Annotated in this window: 11 protein-coding genes; 4 read left to right on the top strand and 7 right to left on the bottom strand. The window is 40.8% G+C overall.

The window, feature by feature from the left end; translation table 11 throughout:
- Positions 1-99 precede the first annotated feature (99 nt).
- On the bottom strand, positions 100-972 hold the full coding sequence (locus tag AACU33_RS15460) for an SGNH/GDSL hydrolase family protein (RefSeq protein ID WP_096595266.1): 873 nt from the start codon (positions 970-972) through the stop codon (positions 100-102).
- A 669-nt stretch (positions 973-1,641) separates the two neighbouring features.
- On the opposite strand from AACU33_RS15460, the gene AACU33_RS15455 reads away from it, so the two are divergent.
- Complete coding sequence (locus AACU33_RS15455; RefSeq protein ID WP_096589533.1) at positions 1,642-2,625, top strand: aldo/keto reductase family protein; 984 nt, start codon at positions 1,642-1,644, stop codon at positions 2,623-2,625.
- Here AACU33_RS15455 and AACU33_RS15450 read toward each other — a convergent pair.
- The 5 genes from AACU33_RS15450 to AACU33_RS15430 form a co-directional block, all read right to left on the bottom strand.
- Positions 2,622-2,783: a hypothetical protein gene (locus tag AACU33_RS15450; protein ID WP_339376040.1), complete on the bottom strand. Its 162-nt coding sequence runs from the start codon at positions 2,781-2,783 to the stop codon at positions 2,622-2,624. The genes AACU33_RS15455 and AACU33_RS15450 overlap by 4 nt on opposite strands.
- Before the next feature lie 538 nt (positions 2,784-3,321).
- Entirely contained in the window at positions 3,322-4,386 is a 1,065-nt protein-coding gene (locus tag AACU33_RS15445) for a hypothetical protein (protein ID WP_339376039.1), read from the bottom strand.
- 12 nt (positions 4,387-4,398) lie between these two features.
- Positions 4,399-5,535 carry a TRAFAC clade GTPase domain-containing protein gene (locus AACU33_RS15440; protein WP_096589531.1) on the bottom strand — a complete coding sequence of 379 codons (1,137 nt, stop codon included), beginning with the start codon at positions 5,533-5,535 and terminating at the stop codon, positions 4,399-4,401.
- 80 nt (positions 5,536-5,615) lie between these two features.
- On the bottom strand, positions 5,616-6,701 hold the full coding sequence (locus AACU33_RS15435) for a hypothetical protein (RefSeq protein ID WP_445291759.1): 1,086 nt from the start codon (positions 6,699-6,701) through the stop codon (positions 5,616-5,618).
- A gap of 408 nt (positions 6,702-7,109) precedes the next feature.
- Positions 7,110-7,289, bottom strand: a complete 180-nt coding sequence (locus AACU33_RS15430; protein WP_096589529.1) for a hypothetical protein — start codon at positions 7,287-7,289, stop codon at positions 7,110-7,112.
- Positions 7,290-7,328: 39 nt separating this feature from the next.
- Between AACU33_RS15430 and AACU33_RS15425 the strand changes: the two genes are divergently transcribed.
- Both AACU33_RS15425 and AACU33_RS15420 read left to right on the top strand, forming a co-directional pair.
- The gene (locus tag AACU33_RS15425; RefSeq protein ID WP_339376038.1) at positions 7,329-8,027 is read left to right on the top strand and encodes a response regulator transcription factor; all 699 of its coding nucleotides are present in this window, start codon (positions 7,329-7,331) and stop codon (positions 8,025-8,027) included.
- A gap of 24 nt (positions 8,028-8,051) precedes the next feature.
- Positions 8,052-10,073, top strand: a complete 2,022-nt coding sequence (locus tag AACU33_RS15420; protein WP_096589528.1) for a sensor histidine kinase — start codon at positions 8,052-8,054, stop codon at positions 10,071-10,073.
- Here the strand turns inward: AACU33_RS15420 and AACU33_RS15415 are convergent.
- Positions 9,970-15,099, bottom strand: a complete 5,130-nt coding sequence (locus tag AACU33_RS15415; protein WP_096589527.1) for a two-partner secretion domain-containing protein — start codon at positions 15,097-15,099, stop codon at positions 9,970-9,972. The two genes, AACU33_RS15420 and AACU33_RS15415, sit on opposite strands and share 104 nt — an antisense overlap.
- A 359-nt stretch (positions 15,100-15,458) precedes the next feature.
- On the opposite strand from AACU33_RS15415, the gene AACU33_RS15410 reads away from it, so the two are divergent.
- A complete protein-coding gene (locus AACU33_RS15410) occupies positions 15,459-16,184 on the top strand; it encodes a DUF928 domain-containing protein (protein WP_096589526.1) in 726 nt (241 codons plus the stop codon).
- Positions 16,185-16,197 lie beyond the last annotated feature (13 nt).

The raw sequence follows: 16,197 nt of genomic DNA, 5'->3' as shown, positions 1-16,197 counted from the left end.
TATTCCCACTTTGGAATCAATTCCAAAGCTAATAGCGCAAGTCTACTCAAGTAGACTAAGCGATGTTATATCCCTAAAATTAGTGCGTTTTAACGTACTTCAGCTATTAGCCCGCAATTTATTGCAGGGCGGGATTTCGGGCATTGCGATACATTGAATGTTACATAAATGTGGGTAATGACAAGCCGTTAAAATCTCGGCTTTGCAGGTAGTTACATTCGATAGACAAGAACTAGTTACATTTGTGAAATCAAATTTTGCTGGGTTAGAAATTGCTTCTCGATATAAGGAATTTACATCGAGTTGAATAATTTTATTGCCAGCACCAAATTTTTGCTGAAGCGAATCAAGAGATTTTGTTAATTCTAAATTATGCAGATTTGTCACTGCACTCAGGTTAGTGGAGTTGAAAGTATTGTAAGTAGCAGGAATCTTTCCTAAATCTGGTAAATTAGCAACCAAAACTGTTTTAGCTCCCGCTTGTAACAATGATTGAACGCCATTAGATAAATTGGCGATCGCAGAACTAGTATTAGTAGCTCCGTAAAGATAATCATTGGCTCCAGCCCAAAGGATATAAAGCGCCTTGGGGTTGAGTTTTGGCTGGGATTTCGTATAACTATAAACTTGTGCTAATGCCCCAGGAACACCATTAATACTACCGCTAATAGTAGTCGCACCACCACAGGCAAAATTAATATTTTTGGTATTATTCAATCCTAATTTAGTGCTGAGATGTTCCACCCAAACTGGCCCGTTAGAATAACGTCCTTGAAAGTAAGGAGGACTAGGAGGATAAACTCCATTTGTCGCCTTGAATATATTGCCTGTGTCGGAAAGGCTATCCCCAAAAACATAGAGTTCGTTGATTTGCTCGCCTTGAACATTTTGAGAACTCTGTGTAGAAGCTGCAAATATAACCATAATAAAAGTTAAGAGAGCTAGTACTACTGCAAAAATCTTTTTTTTCACTTTGAAAGTTTCTCCTTGCCAGGATGGCAAAGCCCTCCTCACAATCGAAGAGAGTGAGCTTTTATCTAGACCTCAAGCTATTAATTTGAGAACGCTATAAAGCTTTTGTATTAGATATTTAACATCTAAAACTTAGTGCCCTTAATATTAAACCGCAACCATTGATTTCCCAATAATTATTGTGATTTTAAGCCTTCACTCTGTTAGCCAGGCTCTACTTTTAATTGGAGTTAAACACTTTATTTTTAAGTGCTTGTATTGGCATTAAGCCAAAAATTTATTACTCGATACTTACTTAATATAACTAGATGAACTCATGCTTACAGTAGGGTAAACCGTAATTATAATTAGTGCTTATGCTACTAGAAGCTCTCATCTAAAATATTGGGATAATAATATTTTTTATGTAGGCAATGCCTACCCTAATAGTAAAATTAACCTATCCTAAGATTTTATCTTTGCCTTTGTTAAGTCTGCTACTTAGTATTGATTATTTCTCACCATAAATACAAGCTTTTTTCAGGCACTAGCCTGTGGGTTAGTTTGGCTACAAGAGTTTTTATTATAAGTTCACCTATTGATGGATTCGTGTCTCTTCCTGATGAAAGAGAACCTAGCCCTCAACGTTTTCTAAAGTGGGCTTAAAGGTTGGCAAAAAGGAAATGACTTATGGAATATCGGCATTTAGGTAAACATGGCATTCGTGTCTCGGAAATTTGCTTAGGCTCCTGGCTCACCTATGGCGGCGCAACAGCAGAAGACACCGCCCGTCAATGTATTGAGCAAGCTTACGATTTAGGAGTTAATTTCTTTGACACAGCAAATGTGTATGCTGGCGGAGAAGCCGAAAAAATTGTCGGTAAGGTACTGCGACAGTACCCGCGCGAATCCTATGTTCTGGCAACCAAAGTTTATTTCCCAATGGGTCAAGGGCCGAACGATCGCGGCCTATCACGCAAACATATTCTAGAGCAATGTGATGCCAGCCTGAAGCGATTGGGGTTGGAATACATTGACCTCTACCAAGCACATCGTTATGACCCGAATGTACCACTGGCTGAAACTCTCATGGCATTTGACCATCTGGTGAAACAGGGGAAAATCCTTTATTACGGTGTTTCTGAATGGAGTGCGGGACAACTCGCCCATGCAACCGACTTGACCCGCTTGGCAAATCTCGCACAGATCGCATCCGACCAGCCTCGTTACAATATGCTCGATCGCACGATTGAAAAAGAAGTGTTGCCTTTGTGCCGACGGGAAGGGATTGGGATTATTAACTACTCACCTCTAGCACAAGGCTTACTAACTGGTAAATACAAACCCGGTCAAGCCTTACCAGAAGGTTCGCGGGCAAGCGACCCCAAACAAAATATCTTCTTGAACAAGGGTGAACTGGATCAACGACAGTTACTCAAGGTGCAGCGACTGTCACCTATTGCCGAACAAGAAGGTTTGAGCCTCAGCCAACTGGCGCTGGCTTGGTGCTTACGGAATCCCGAACTAAGTAGTGTCATCATCGGTGCAAGCAAACCAACACAGGTACAAGAAAACGTTAAAGCATCGGGTAAGCAACTGTCTTCCGTAACAATTCAACGCATTGAAGAAGTTCTAGAAATGGAAATCAGCGATCGCGTCACTGTAGGTGTTTAGTTTGTAAATAAGGCAGAAGGCAGAGGAGCCAGTGCGTTGCGGAGGACAGTTGCGTGGGCGGGTTCCCCGACTTGAGCAAACTGTCCGTTGGGGTTCCCCCCGTTGTAGCAACTGGCGTGGCAGGGGGCAGAAGAGAAGGAAGGGGTAAGAATTTTCATTCTTGATTGCGGATTTCTCTCGATCGACTGACTGGTTTTCAATAGTCATCAGAAGTTTTTGATTCATGCAGATCAACTATGACAACCTCTGGAGGCTCATCGCCTTTGCAATTGCTCGCTAAATAACAGCTTTCAATAACCAAGAGCTTTAGCCCTAACATGATTACAGCTCTAACCCAAATCAAAGGAAAAAATATGGTTGCAACCCAACCTCAATAAACCTCAAATCCTACTCAATTGTTGCGCGATCGCGCTGTTCTCATTACAGGTGCAAGTCGCGGCATTGGTGCAGCAACCGCCAAACTGCTAGGAGAACTCTCTATAGGTATGGAATCAAGATATTTGTATAATTATGTAAAAAGGAGTGAGAGGCGAGCATCTATCACCTCTCACTCCTTGTTTACTATTTTCCTTATTGAAAAGGACTTATGTACCCGACCTAGATAGTCGGTAAACTAGATACAAAGTACCTCACCTAGAATCACATATTCACCCTAGAACCAACCCCACTTTTTGTACTTATGCCCTTCTGAAAAGATCAGCCCCGATGAACTAGTGCTTTTTTAGAAGGGCACTGGGAAATTGATTCTGGCTGACCTAGTTCAATAATTCTTGCTTTAAGATTGTCACTAGTGACAGATTGATTTTGCAAGAGAGCAATTGCTGCATTGAGTGGGTGATAGCTCATTTCTAACTTCTCGTCAACTAGAGTTATGGTCTGTTTGTCATTGCCAGACTTTTGTCTTTTTTTATTTTCGATTACTAATTTTTTAATTTCATCAGGAAGCTTCACGTTCAGGGAGCCTTCTAAAAATATCCATGCTTCAGGATGTTTTTTTTTCAAATCTTGTAGAGGTCTGCTCCCATCCCGTTGATTATTGTCAAAGGTAATTTGCACGTTTTGGGTAATATAAGAGCAGTTTTTAATTTCCTCCAATCGTTGCCCGGATATTATTTGATCTCCTCCAAAAATTTTCCAAAAAATTCCCAGTAAAAATAACACTGTAAGTGTAGTAACTAGGATAGTAGATAAACTCACCCTATTCTTAATAGCAGAGTTTGAAGTACGTGTTCTATGTTGAACTGCAACTGGTAATTGACGCCTTGAGGTAATCGAGAATGGCTCTAACTTTTTAAGTTTAATAACAGGACTGGACACATCCTCTCTCACGTCAATATTATTAGAGTCGCTAATCTTATTCTCATTCCAAAACTCCTTATATTTCTCTTTCAGTTCCCTATGAGCTAGGTCGAGGTGAATCTGCTTAATTTTTCCGTGAAGTTCATCTGGTGTTTCCAGAAAAACAAGTCCTTCTATTAGGTAAATTTCCCTACCAAATGGATCTCTCAATATGTCATTTTCACTTTTTCCAATATCTCTTTTTTTAGCCTGAGATACTCGAAAAACAACAGTAAAATCTCCTACTGGAGAACCGTGAACCCAGCGAATACTGACTTCTCCATCTTCAGCTAACTCATCATCTGATACTTTGAGAAGTAGGCTACGAATTTTGGCTTGAGTTATGAAATCAGGTGCTACTACCGTATTGTAGTCAACTGACTGGTTTCGGCTAATGAGAAAAGGCCAAGCTTGAGTCATCATAAAATTTATTACCTACAGATTAGATTCAGGGAAGTTAGCAAGGAACTGTTGCTGAACAGATTGACAAGTATGTAAAACTTGAGCAAATGCATTTGTGTTAGATAAAATTCCTTCATCGCTTGCTGTTTGCGCACTATTTTGTTTGTCTTTAGTAAAGATACGAATTAGAAAATAAACAGCAGCAATAATCAGGCTCCACGGAAGCAACAAGATAGTAATAATCCCCATCAAAATGTAGAATAATATTTTGCGAATAGAAGACTTTTGGTGACTATTCGATTTTGGCTTTGAGTCATCAATTTGAATGCGTTGCTTGTCTGTTAGCGCAAAGGCAAGAGGAACCTCTACATTCATAGGTTGTGGGATTTTGCCAGGAACTTTCTTCATATGTCCATCAGGCGTTAGAATTGCGAAACCTCTGCCTACAGAACTTACAGGGATTAAACGAACTGGACAGCCTGCTTTTTTTCTGTTACCAACTACATTTTTAAATTCAGGAACTGTGTCGATCAGGCGGTTTCTTACTTCAGCTAAAGAGTAACCATTTTCTTCAAGTATGTCCCATTTACTAATTATGAAATGAACAGGTGTATTTTTCGTACATTTATCCACCATTTGTGTAATGTTAGGTAGATCCTCATGTAGCCATCTTAAAACAACATGACTGTTCAGGTCTTTATCTTGCATAAGAAAAAGCAATTTTTGACCGTCTATAATCGCTAAAACAGCATCAGAGTTTTCAACTAATGACTCAAATTCCCTGTAATTGTCTACTCCTGTTGTTGATGCATCTGTAATTAGACCTCCTGCATAATCAACATAAATAAGGCTGCAAGCTCGAACATTTGATAATTCTGAAGTTTTGACACAGCAATTAAATATCCATTGAGCAGTATTTCTTGTTCCCGGAGGCCAGCTTTCACCTCTAATCAATGTTTCATATACTTTATTCAGACTTTTTCTTCTATCGGAATCTTCAACATCTAAAAAAAAGCCAAACTTTCCTAATGTTGACAATGCCTTGAAAAGGCTGGCCAAAAAAACAGTTTTACCAGAACCCGATGAACCTAAAACAATAACGCTATAGTTATTCATGACAACTCCAGAGAAATAAGAAGACTGCAATTCCCATAACTCATACTTTTTCATCTTTCCTCTTTCCTCAACTGTGTAAGCTAATGCCTTTCTATTTAAAAATAATCAGATTGAGGCATTAGCTTACAGTCAGGTTAAACTAATCGAGACTGTGGAAAAAGCTCTGTTAACTCGCTCTCAAAATCACGAAAAACACTTATTGCGTGTCTTAAAGCAGATTGCTCGTCTTTAACAGCATTGAGAGTCTGCTCTCTTTTATTACGAGCCTGTTTTCCTATCTTGTCGGTGACTCCGATTATTCCTTTCTTTAAAAGGCCATTCGTCAAGGATGCAGCCTTTGTGACAAATTTAAATGCTTTGATCTCTTCACCATCAGCAAATTCTAGTAATAAATCAAATGAATTTAGGCCAAATCCTAGGAGATCTAAAGATCCGATCAAGACATCAATTAAAATGTTGTTACCTGTGTCTGCTTTCTGATTCTGTGCTTCGAGTTGCTTTTGTTTAATTTGAGTTTCGTTAATCAATTGTTTCAATCTGTCTGGTAAAACACAAGCAATAGGAACTTCAACTAAAAAAGGAGATGGTATTCTGCCAGGATTTTTCTTCATACTTCCATCAGATTGCAGAGTTGCAAAATCCAAGCCGACAGAACTAACTGGAATCAGCCGTACAGGGGAAGCTACATTACTCCGAGTTGCAAGTAGTTGTGCAAACTCAGGAATGGTGCAAAGCTGAGTATACACTTGATTCAGGGAATAATTTTTATCTAGAATATCCCATTTACTAATGACAAAATGAACTGGAACCGTACAATTCTGCATTCGTTTGAGAATGCTTGGTAAATCCATAGTTAAGAATGTATTTATCAGCGAATTGCTACCACCAGTGAGCCAAGCGTGAATTTTATGACCATCAAGTAATCCTAAGATTACATCAGCTTGCTTAACTACTTTCTCAAAATCTGAATCTTCATCAACATCGGTCAGACGGCCTCCAGCGTAGTCGTAGTATGTGAACTGGCAAGCAGTGTAGTTATCAAGTTCTTCTGTTTGGACACAACAATTAAAAGTCCATTCGGTAATATTTTTTGTTCCTGGAGGCCAGCTATCTCCAGTCAGTAAGTGCATATAGGTCGAGTTAAGTAATTGTCGTTGCTGGGGATTCTCGACCTCCAGCTTGAAAGTATTATTTTTTTGAAGTGATAGTTGCTTAAACATACTGGCAAGGAATACAGTCTTACCTGCACCAGATGCTCCTAATGTGACAATCTTGAAGTTTTTCATATTGTGCTTGTGGGAAGAGATGAGTCAAGATGAATTTTTAACTTAATAAGTGTTAAGTTGCATAATTTATTAGAACTTACTCTTTAACTAAGTTCCTATATAAAATGGAAGTTAAGCTTGCAACTTAACTGTGCTGTATTCTTCTGATGTACTGCCTAAATGAACTGAAGCACTTCGATAGCTTATTTACAGTTATAATTTGATTAAGGCTAGTATTTATGTGAGACAAAAATGATTTTTCATTGCATCTCCTAAATAATTTGAATGAGTGCGGTTAATCAATAAGATAAAAATAAACACTAAATAAAGCACTAACCTTTTGTGGTGTGTTAAATACCAAACTCAGGTGCAAAAAATACACTTTTCTGTATGCACTTCTAAATTTGCCTCTAATACAATAGGCTGATACAGCAAAAGATTAGCCAGGAAGTCTAAATATGTATCAATAATTACTTTATAAAGCGCGATCGCACTTGCAACTCCTACTGTTTTGTGAAAAGAAGGAGCTTCAATCTCTGTCACCTGAGGATACTTGTAATCAAAACAATGCCAGAAAGGACTATGGTAAAAGTAAGCTTTAAAGAATTGATGATGAGCCAATATTTACCAGAACCAGGGAAGCAAAATATTCTTGTAGTAGATGACCACCAATTAATTTTGAGTGGAAGTCTGGAGTTATTACGACAGGAGTATCCAGACGCAGAGATCTACAAAGCGAAAACAGCGCAAGCAACTCTTGAGATAGTCAAACGCTTTCAGCCAGACTTGATTGTGATGGATTTGTCGATTCCAGACAAGCCAGAAGTGATGGCTCAAATTGATACGGGTATTCAATTACTCAAGACCTTGATGAACAAATACCCTGAACTCAATGTTGTAGTGCAAAGCAGCTATGTAAAAGCGTTGGTGCGGATTAAACATGAAATTGACAACCATCAAGGAGGCTTTGCGATCGCAGATAAAGGACTATCAGAAAAAGAAATCCTCACTAGGGTAAACTTAGCACTGCAAGGCGCAACCCATACAAAAGATATCAAAACAGCATTGGAATTTAAGCCGGAGTGGTTAGAGGTTTTGAAGCTAGCCTTTGACGAAGGATTGCAAGATAAAGCGATCGCTGAACGAATGCATCTACACGAACGAACTGTACGTTCTTACTGGACTAAAATTCAAGATGTTCTAGGCGTCTATCCAGAAGAAGGTAAGAATATGCGAATTCAAACAACAATTCGCGCCCGTGAGGAAGGGTTAATTGATTAATTTTATGTTAGGAGTTAATAGTTCATGCCTCAGGCCGATCGAAAACAGATTTGGAGGAAAATTCAAAGAGAAATTGCTATTTGGCGTACAGGAGCATTACCAGGTTTTGGAGCCTTGGGAATTGTGGCGATCGCTCGTTTCTTTGGTTTACTTCAGCCTTGGGAAGGGATAGCATTTGATAGTTTTCTGCATTTACGTCCGGCTGAATCTATAGATAATAAAATTACTATTATTGGTATTAATGAAGATGACATTAATAATGTAGGCACGTATCCTATACCAGATAGAGAAATAGCCGGACTCATCAACAAAGTTCATCAGTATCAGCCAAGAGTTATTGGTTTAGATAATATCAGAAATATCCCAGTTGAACCAGGTCATCAAGAGCTAATTGCTAATTTTAAAAAGTACAAAAATCTAATTACTATTGAAAAAGTTTTACCGCCACCAATTTCCCACTCAAAAGATATACCTGCCGAACAAATTGGGTTCTCAGATGCTTTACCAGATCGAGATGGGAATTACAGACGGATTCTGCTGGCGACGCCATCATCATCAGGCTACAAACTTTCTCTATGCATACGTCTGGTAGACAGTTATTTATCTCGTCAAGGTATTAATTTAGAAAATGGAATTCGCGATTCCGAAACTATGCGATTTGGTGCAATTGAAATTCCTCGCTTTGTATCAAACACTGGGGGATATGTAGGAATAGATGCAGGTGGAGTGCAGACACTACTAAATTGGCGGAGTGGCAAGCAACCATTTCGAGTTTTATCTTTGAATGATATTAAAAAGGGAAATTTTCCAGATAAATGGTTGCGCGATCGCATTGTTTTAATCGGGATTATGGCTCCTAGCGTTCGCGACTACATTCATACTGGTGCAGTTGCTAATTTACAACCTTATGGCGTAGTTTATGGCGTAGAATTTCACGCTCATGCTGCTTCTCAAATTCTGAGTGCGGTTCTTGATGGTCGGCCTTTGTTAAAAGTTTGGTCGGATGAGTGGGAGTATTTGTGGATAGGATTTTGGGGCGTTATACCAATTATTATCGGGCGGCTAACTCAATCTGTACTCAAGAATTTATTTGCTGTTGTTGTGACTGGTATTTTGTTAGTTGGAAGTACCTACCTACTGCTAATTTGGGGTTGGTGGATTCCGGTAGTACCAGGTTTATTAATTTTATCTATCAACGGTGTAGGACTAAGTGCTTTTGCATTTTATCAACGCGATCGCGCTTTACAGTCTCAAATTAATGAACGCCAACTCACTATCGATCGCACCTTTACTATTATTCATAACGGGCCCTTACAAACATTAGCTAATGCTTTAAGATACGTGCAAGAAGAAGACTTTTCTCAAGAAAAATTACACTTCCTTCTGAAGAATCTTAACGATGAAATTCGTGCCATTGGCGAACACTTAAAATCAGAAGCTTTAGAGCGAGAAGAAAGTTTATTTTTAGGAAGTGGCTTAAAACTAGATTTAAAACTGCCAATTCACGAACTTTTCTATGAAGTTTACACCAGTACGCTAAAACGAGATCTGCCACATTTTCAAAATCTCAAGGTAAAAACCCGTTCATTTGAACCGATAGAAGAGAAATATTTAAGTAACGACCAGAAACGAGAAATCTGCCAATTTTTAGAAGAAGCTTTATGCAATGTGGGAAAACACGCAATAGGAGCCAAGCGCGTTCAAGCTACAGGGAAAGAAAACCAAGGTCAATACACTCTTTGCATTAAAGATAATGGCTGCGGTATCAATTCAAATTTAGAAAATAAAGGAACGAAGCAGGCTACAAACTTAGCCAGAAAATTAGGAGGTTATTTTCAAAGAACACCGCTTCCTCCTCGCGGAACTTTGTGTGAATTAACTTGGCCTCTCAAGGGTAAGCAAAGTAGCTTGAGAAACAGCCTCAAACTCTTTTTGCGAGTTTCTACTGAGAACACTCGCGACTCAACACCAGCCGCGCCGAAGGTAGACGATAGGCACCTTGAGGTTCTACAATCGGATCGCCTTTCTGCCAAGGACGATGAGTAGAGTTGGCTGATGGAGAACTATTAGCTACATTACGCACAGTACCCAAAGTATACTGAGATATCAAAGCTTCTCCCGGACGAGAAGGTAAGCCACCAGAACCAGTGATGATAAAAGTTCCTTCTGGCTGGCGAGAACTGCGGGCTATGCAACTATTGGCAATCAAGCTGCTGGTATCGATGGGGTTTTCTGGTAAATCACTCAGGCTATTTTGAATAAAACTAGTGTCGGGAATCGAGATATTACCAGCCACTGCACCACTAGCATTGATATCCACAACATTGTTTCCATCTAGGGTTAGGGGATCGATACCAAATGGAGCAGGTTGATAATTTTGTCCAAAGAATGCAAGAGTATTGAAGGTGATATTACCACCTTTACCATCTCTGGCAAATGCAAAGATGTCACTGTCATCAAAGGCGATGATAGAATTGGCACTCAGAGTTATATTACCGCCACCTCCTGCGCCAGAACCTACATTAGTAGTGATATTGCTGTCACCGTAAAGACGAATATCTGCTGCTTTGATAGCGATCGCCCCACCAGAAGATTGCACAGCTGCTGTACTAATGTTACTGTTGTTCGCATTTAAGGTTTGACGCGAACTAATGATAATATTGCCAGCTGTACCTGCGCCCTGACTTTGGGAAGATAACAAAGCGCGATCGCTTAAGTTAAGATTTGTCGTTTCTAACGACACATTACCGCCATTTCCCGAACTTAACGTACTAGCAAAGACTCCACTAGCCGGACTGTTATTGTCAAACAATCGATTAGCAGGATTGGTATATTTTGCCAATCGATTGTAGCGATCGTAGTAAGTGCGATCGCTACCAGAAAAACTCACTTCATCCGCCTTAATAAAAATGTTTCCTGCTGGTTTATTACCCAAAGTTGTAACCACCAGTTGGCCACCGTTGAGCGCTTCAAAGGTTTTGTTAGCAATCACTGTAATCTTGCCTGCATCCCCATCTCCATTAGTCAGGGCGCTTAAAACTGCCCCATCTGATATCCGAAACTTATCAGTTTCAATCATGATGTCACCAGCTTTACCGCTAGTAGTCGTACTAGTGTAAAAGCCACTGGATAAACCACTTCTGGGAACGCTACCTGATATATCTACAGTGCCAGCATTGACATAGATACTTCCGGCGTTGCCTTGTCCTTCAGTACTGTTTTTGATAGTAGCACCGTCTTTCAACACTAAAGAGCCAGCTTTGATATTCAGCGTACCACCCACACCTTGCGCATTTGGAAGCAAACCCAGTGTAATTCTGGTTGATTCACCTGTCCTAGCGGAATTTACTCCTCCAGTCAGAGAAATTGGCCCCTTGGCAATCAACTCAATATTTGCGCCTTTACCATTTCCCGTTTCAGTAACATCACCTTGAATGGAGGCATTAGAAGATAACGAAATTTGTTCTGCTTCAATCTTGATATTACCCGCATCTCCCTTTCCAGCGGTACTGGCAGATAGTTGAGCATTACCTGTGATTGACAGCGATCCTGCATTGATATTGATATTACCTGCGCTACCTACTGCACCTGCTCCTACTGTGGCAGCTAGTTGAGCATTACCTGTAATTGAAAGTGACCCTGCGTTGATAGTGATATCGCCAGCACTGCCTATAGCTCCAGTTTGCAATCTGTTGAAAATACCACTGAGTTTGCCACTGACTCCTGAGACTGTGAAGGCATCGCGAACATTGACACTCACATCTCCGGCATTACCAATTCCGGCAGGTTTTTTATCATCAGCATCACGCACAAAAGCATCCAGTTGACCGCCATTAATTAAAGAAAGCGACCCGGCTGTAATTTTGATGTTACCTGCATCACCTACACCACCCGCTTCCACAGTGCTAAAAGCATAACTCTCATCAAAACTCACAGCTTCACGAGCTTCAACTGTGATACCACCTGCATTCCCTTCTCCATAGGTACTGGCAATGAGATACGCTCGATTTTCCAAGGAAACTTTAGGCGCTGTCACGCTAACAGTGCCGCCATTACCAAATGAGTTTGAGCCTATCTCACTGTAGATAAAACTATCATTTAGAGACACCTCCTCACTAGCAGTAACCTTGACATTTCCTGCTTGTGCTCTCTCTCCGTTCTTGCCCTTACCATCCAAGATGCTAGCGGCAACAATAGCATCGTTTTGGAGAATTACTTTGCGGGCTGTAATTTCAACATTATTACCATTCCCGCTGGAACCACTAGTAACATCACTGGCAACTGTCGGACGTGTATTTCCGTCTAATGCTGCCAAGGTGACTGTATCGCTGGCTTGAATCGTGACACTGCCTGCATCTCCTTGCCCCTCGCTTCTCGCCAGTATTCGACCGCCATCTTTCACCGATAGCGCTCCTGTTGTAATTTTGATATTACCTGCGCTACCTACTGCACCTGCTCCTACTGTGGCAGCTAGTTGAGCATTACCTGTAATTGAAAGTGACCCTGCGTTGATAGTGATATCGCCAGCACTGCCTATAGCTCCAGTTTGCAATCTGTTGAAAATACCACTGAGTTTGCCACTGACTCCTGAGACTGTGAAGGCATCGCGAACATTGACACTCACATCTCCGGCATTACCAATTCCGGCAGGTTTTTTATCATCAGCATCACGCACAAAAGCATCCAGTTGACCACCATTGATTAAAGAAAGCGACCCTGCTGTAATTTTAATGTTACCTGCATCACCTACACCACCCGCTTCCACAGTACTAAAGGCATAACTCTCATCAAAACTCACAGCTTCACGAGCATCGATTGTGATATTACCCGCATTTCCTTTTCCATAGGTACTAGCAATTATTTGAGCCTTATCTACGATCGACAATGTCCCTGTGTTGATATTGATATTACCTGCGTTACCATCTCCGCCTGCTCGTACTTGGGTAATGAGATCCGCCCCATTTTCTAGCGAAACTTTAGGCGCTGTAATAAAAATAGTGCCGCCATTACCAAATGAGGTTGAGCCTACCTCACTGTATGCACGGCTTCCACTATCTAAGGATACCTCCTCGCTAGCTGTAATCTTGACATCTCCTGCTTGTGCTCTCTCGCCGTTTTTACCTTTACCATCCAAGATGCTGGCGGCAATAATAGCATCGGTTTGGAGATTTACTTTGCGGGCTGTTATCTCAACATTATTACCATTCCCGCTGGAGCCACCAATAACATCACTGGCAACTGTGGGGTTTGCATTACCATCGAATCCCACTAAGGTAACTGTATCACTGGCTTGAATCGTGACACTACCCGCATTTCCTTTTCCTTCGCTTCTCGCGAGTATTTGACTGCCATCTTTTACTGATAGCGTTCCTGTCGTAATTTTGATGTTTCCTCCATTGCCCTCAGCGCCTTCTCTCACTGTACTAAAGGCATAACCACGATTAAAATTTACAGCTTCACGAGCATCGATTGTGATATTACCCGCATTTCCTTTTCCATAGGTACTAGCAATTATTTGAGCCTTATCTACGATCGACAATGTTCCTGTGTTGATATTGATATTACCTGCGTTACCATCTCCGCCTGCTCGTACTTGGGTAATGAGATCCGCCCCATTTTCTAGCGAAACTTTAGGCGCTGTAATAAAAATAGTGCCACCATTACCAAATGAGGTTGAACCTACCTCACTGTATACACGGCTTCCACTATCTAAGGATACCTCCTCGCTAGCTGTAATCTTGACATCTCCTGCTTGTGCTCTCTCGCCGTTTTTACCTTTACCATCCAAGATGCTGGCGGCAATAATAGCATCGGTTTGGAGATTTACTTTGCGGGCTGTTATCTCAACATTATTACCATTCCCGCTGGAGCCACCAATAACATCACTGGCAACTGTGGGGTTTGCATTACCATCGAATCCCACTAAGGTAACTGTATCACTGGCTTGAATCGTGACACTACCCGCATTTCCTTTTCCTTCGCTTCTCGCGAGTATTTGACTGCCATCTTTTACTGATAGCGTTCCTGTCGTAATTTTGATATTACCTGCGCTACCTACTGCACCAACACTTACATTGTTGGCGATCGCACTTTTTTGTGTTACCTCTATTTTTCCACTAGCGTTGAGTGTAATATCCCCAGCAACAGCATCTGTCGATCCTTGGCTCACCCCGATCCCACCCAGAAGGGCGCTTCTTTCTAAAATTTTTAAATCTCTGGCATGAATGGCTATGCTTCCATTACCACCAGCACGCACGTTTACCTCAGAACTCTTGTCACCGATGCTAGATTGAGTCAGCAATACATCTGCTCTCTCCACACCATCGGGAAAACTTAAACCTAAATTTTTACCATTTTGACTCAGAGCGATCGCTCCTGGTGCAGCTAATCCTCCTAACTCGACTCGACCACCAGGAGCCTTGATAACGCCGCCTTCTAGCTTGACATTGCCGCCGACCAAAAATAAACTTTGTCCATTAGGAACATTGATCCCCCCTTGAGAGCGATTAATAATTTCGGCTTCTTTAGCCAGCACATTATAGAAAAGTGCAGTGGGATTAATACTCAGTAAGTTACTAGATGCAGGTTCAGAGGCACTAAATACTCCTAGTTCACCCAACTTAATAGCATTGGCTGTTGTGGCGACAAACGATCCTTGAACATCTAAACTAGCATTTTCACCAAACACAATCCCATTAGGATTCATCAAATATAAATTGGCATTACCTAATACACCTAGCTTTCCAAAAATCTCGGTAGTATTACTCCCTGTGACTCGGCTGAGAATGTTTTCAATTCCTTGGGGGTTGGTGAAATATACCCCTCTTCCTGATGCGACATTGAATTGTTGGAAGCTATGGAAGAGGTTCGCGCCGCGGATTGCGCCACCATTGATGCGATCGCTTGGTAAGCCCTTAATCAGTACATTGGGTATGACAATAGAACTTTCCGACCCTAAGCTAGTATCTGGTGTAACTTGAGCGAGTGTAATATTTGACCAAAAAATTAATGCACCACTAATCGCAATCTTGACTCCAGTTAACCAGTCCAAGCGCAGAAATACCGCAGACATCGCACTCTCCTTAGTACTTAGGGACAGGAACTCTATTGAATATTTATCAGTGCAAATTTAGGTAATTTATGCATTTTGACACTAATAAGTACCTTTTGTGAAAAAAATTGGTTTAATTAAGTGATTTTTGCATCTAAATGGTCAGTTTACAATGAAAATTTGACAATAAACAATAAATTTATAGCCCTTGTTTCTCATTACTCCAGATATTTCACGTCTGCTTGCTGCTTCTTTGTCGGTCAATTGGTTTGTTAAAGTTTCCTGACAATTTCCTGGGAATTTTTACCTAAATCTTTATTGTTCAGCTTGTAGCTTATTCACTGTAACTTTAAATAATGAACAATACACGTAGGGGAGATATGATAGCTCAAATCTTGTGGTTGCTCATCAAAGGTATAACTCGCAAACTCAATTTAGGTTTGCTTTTAAGCTTATTAATGTTTGCTGTTCCTGCTATCGCCGGTTATGTACCGCCACCAAATCAGAAACCTCCCAGTGATTACAGTACATCAGGAGGTTCTAGAGGATGTCCAGAAGAACAAATACCCCTAACAATTCTTGCGCCTCAAACATATGTTGGTCATACAGCTTCTAAGCATCCTACATTTGCTTGGTTCTCGTACAGCCCTCATGATACAGAATTTCGGCTTTTTGAATTTGATGCTCAAGGTAGCCCCAAAGCACTCGGAGAGCCAATTACATTGCAAGCTGTAAAGGGAATTAACAAGTATTCCCTCCCAGAAAACCAACCAGGATTAGCTGTAGGAAAGCGGTATCTTTGGCAAGTAAATATCTCTTGTCCGGGTGGGACTTTAATACAAAGAGCAGAATTTATGGTTGTTGACATGCCATTAGATAGCAACAGCAATCAATCAAAAACAGCCAATAATTCTCAAAAAGCTCAGAGTTACGCCGAAAAAGGTTTATGGTACGAAGCGCTAGAGGAAGCACTGAAACAGGCTCCACAAGGGAAACTAGGCGAAATGGGTACAACTCTGGTGCAATCCCTCGCTCAGTCTGAAAAATCAGGAGAAATTCAGCAAAGAATTGAGAATTTGCAGGCGATCGCAAACGAGACAAAGTGAATTACAGTTATCG

This window comes from Calothrix sp. NIES-2098 (assembly GCF_963875125.1).
GTDB lineage: Bacteria > Cyanobacteriota > Cyanobacteriia > Cyanobacteriales > Nostocaceae > Aulosira.
Note: the sequence above shows the minus strand (reverse complement) of the source record. Positions and strands in the feature narration are given on the sequence as shown.

Excerpts from the sequence above, each read along its gene's own strand:
- AACU33_RS15455 (WP_096589533.1), top strand. The coding sequence starts at position 1,642 with ATGGAATATCGGCATTTAGGTAAACATGGCATTCGTGTCTCGGAAATT.
- AACU33_RS15450 (WP_339376040.1), bottom strand. The coding sequence starts at position 2,783 with ATGAAAATTCTTACCCCTTCCTTCTCTTCTGCCCCCTGCCACGCCAGT.
- AACU33_RS15445 (WP_339376039.1), bottom strand. The coding sequence starts at position 4,386 with ATGATGACTCAAGCTTGGCCTTTTCTCATTAGCCGAAACCAGTCAGTT.
- AACU33_RS15440 (WP_096589531.1), bottom strand. The coding sequence starts at position 5,535 with ATGAAAAAGTATGAGTTATGGGAATTGCAGTCTTCTTATTTCTCTGGA.
- AACU33_RS15435 (WP_445291759.1), bottom strand. The coding sequence starts at position 6,701 with ATGTTTAAGCAACTATCACTTCAAAAAAATAATACTTTCAAGCTGGAG.
- AACU33_RS15425 (WP_339376038.1), top strand. The coding sequence starts at position 7,329 with ATGGTAAAAGTAAGCTTTAAAGAATTGATGATGAGCCAATATTTACCA.
- AACU33_RS15420 (WP_096589528.1), top strand. The coding sequence starts at position 8,052 with ATGCCTCAGGCCGATCGAAAACAGATTTGGAGGAAAATTCAAAGAGAA.
- AACU33_RS15415 (WP_096589527.1), bottom strand. The coding sequence starts at position 15,099 with ATGTCTGCGGTATTTCTGCGCTTGGACTGGTTAACTGGAGTCAAGATT.
- AACU33_RS15410 (WP_096589526.1), top strand. The coding sequence starts at position 15,459 with ATGATAGCTCAAATCTTGTGGTTGCTCATCAAAGGTATAACTCGCAAA.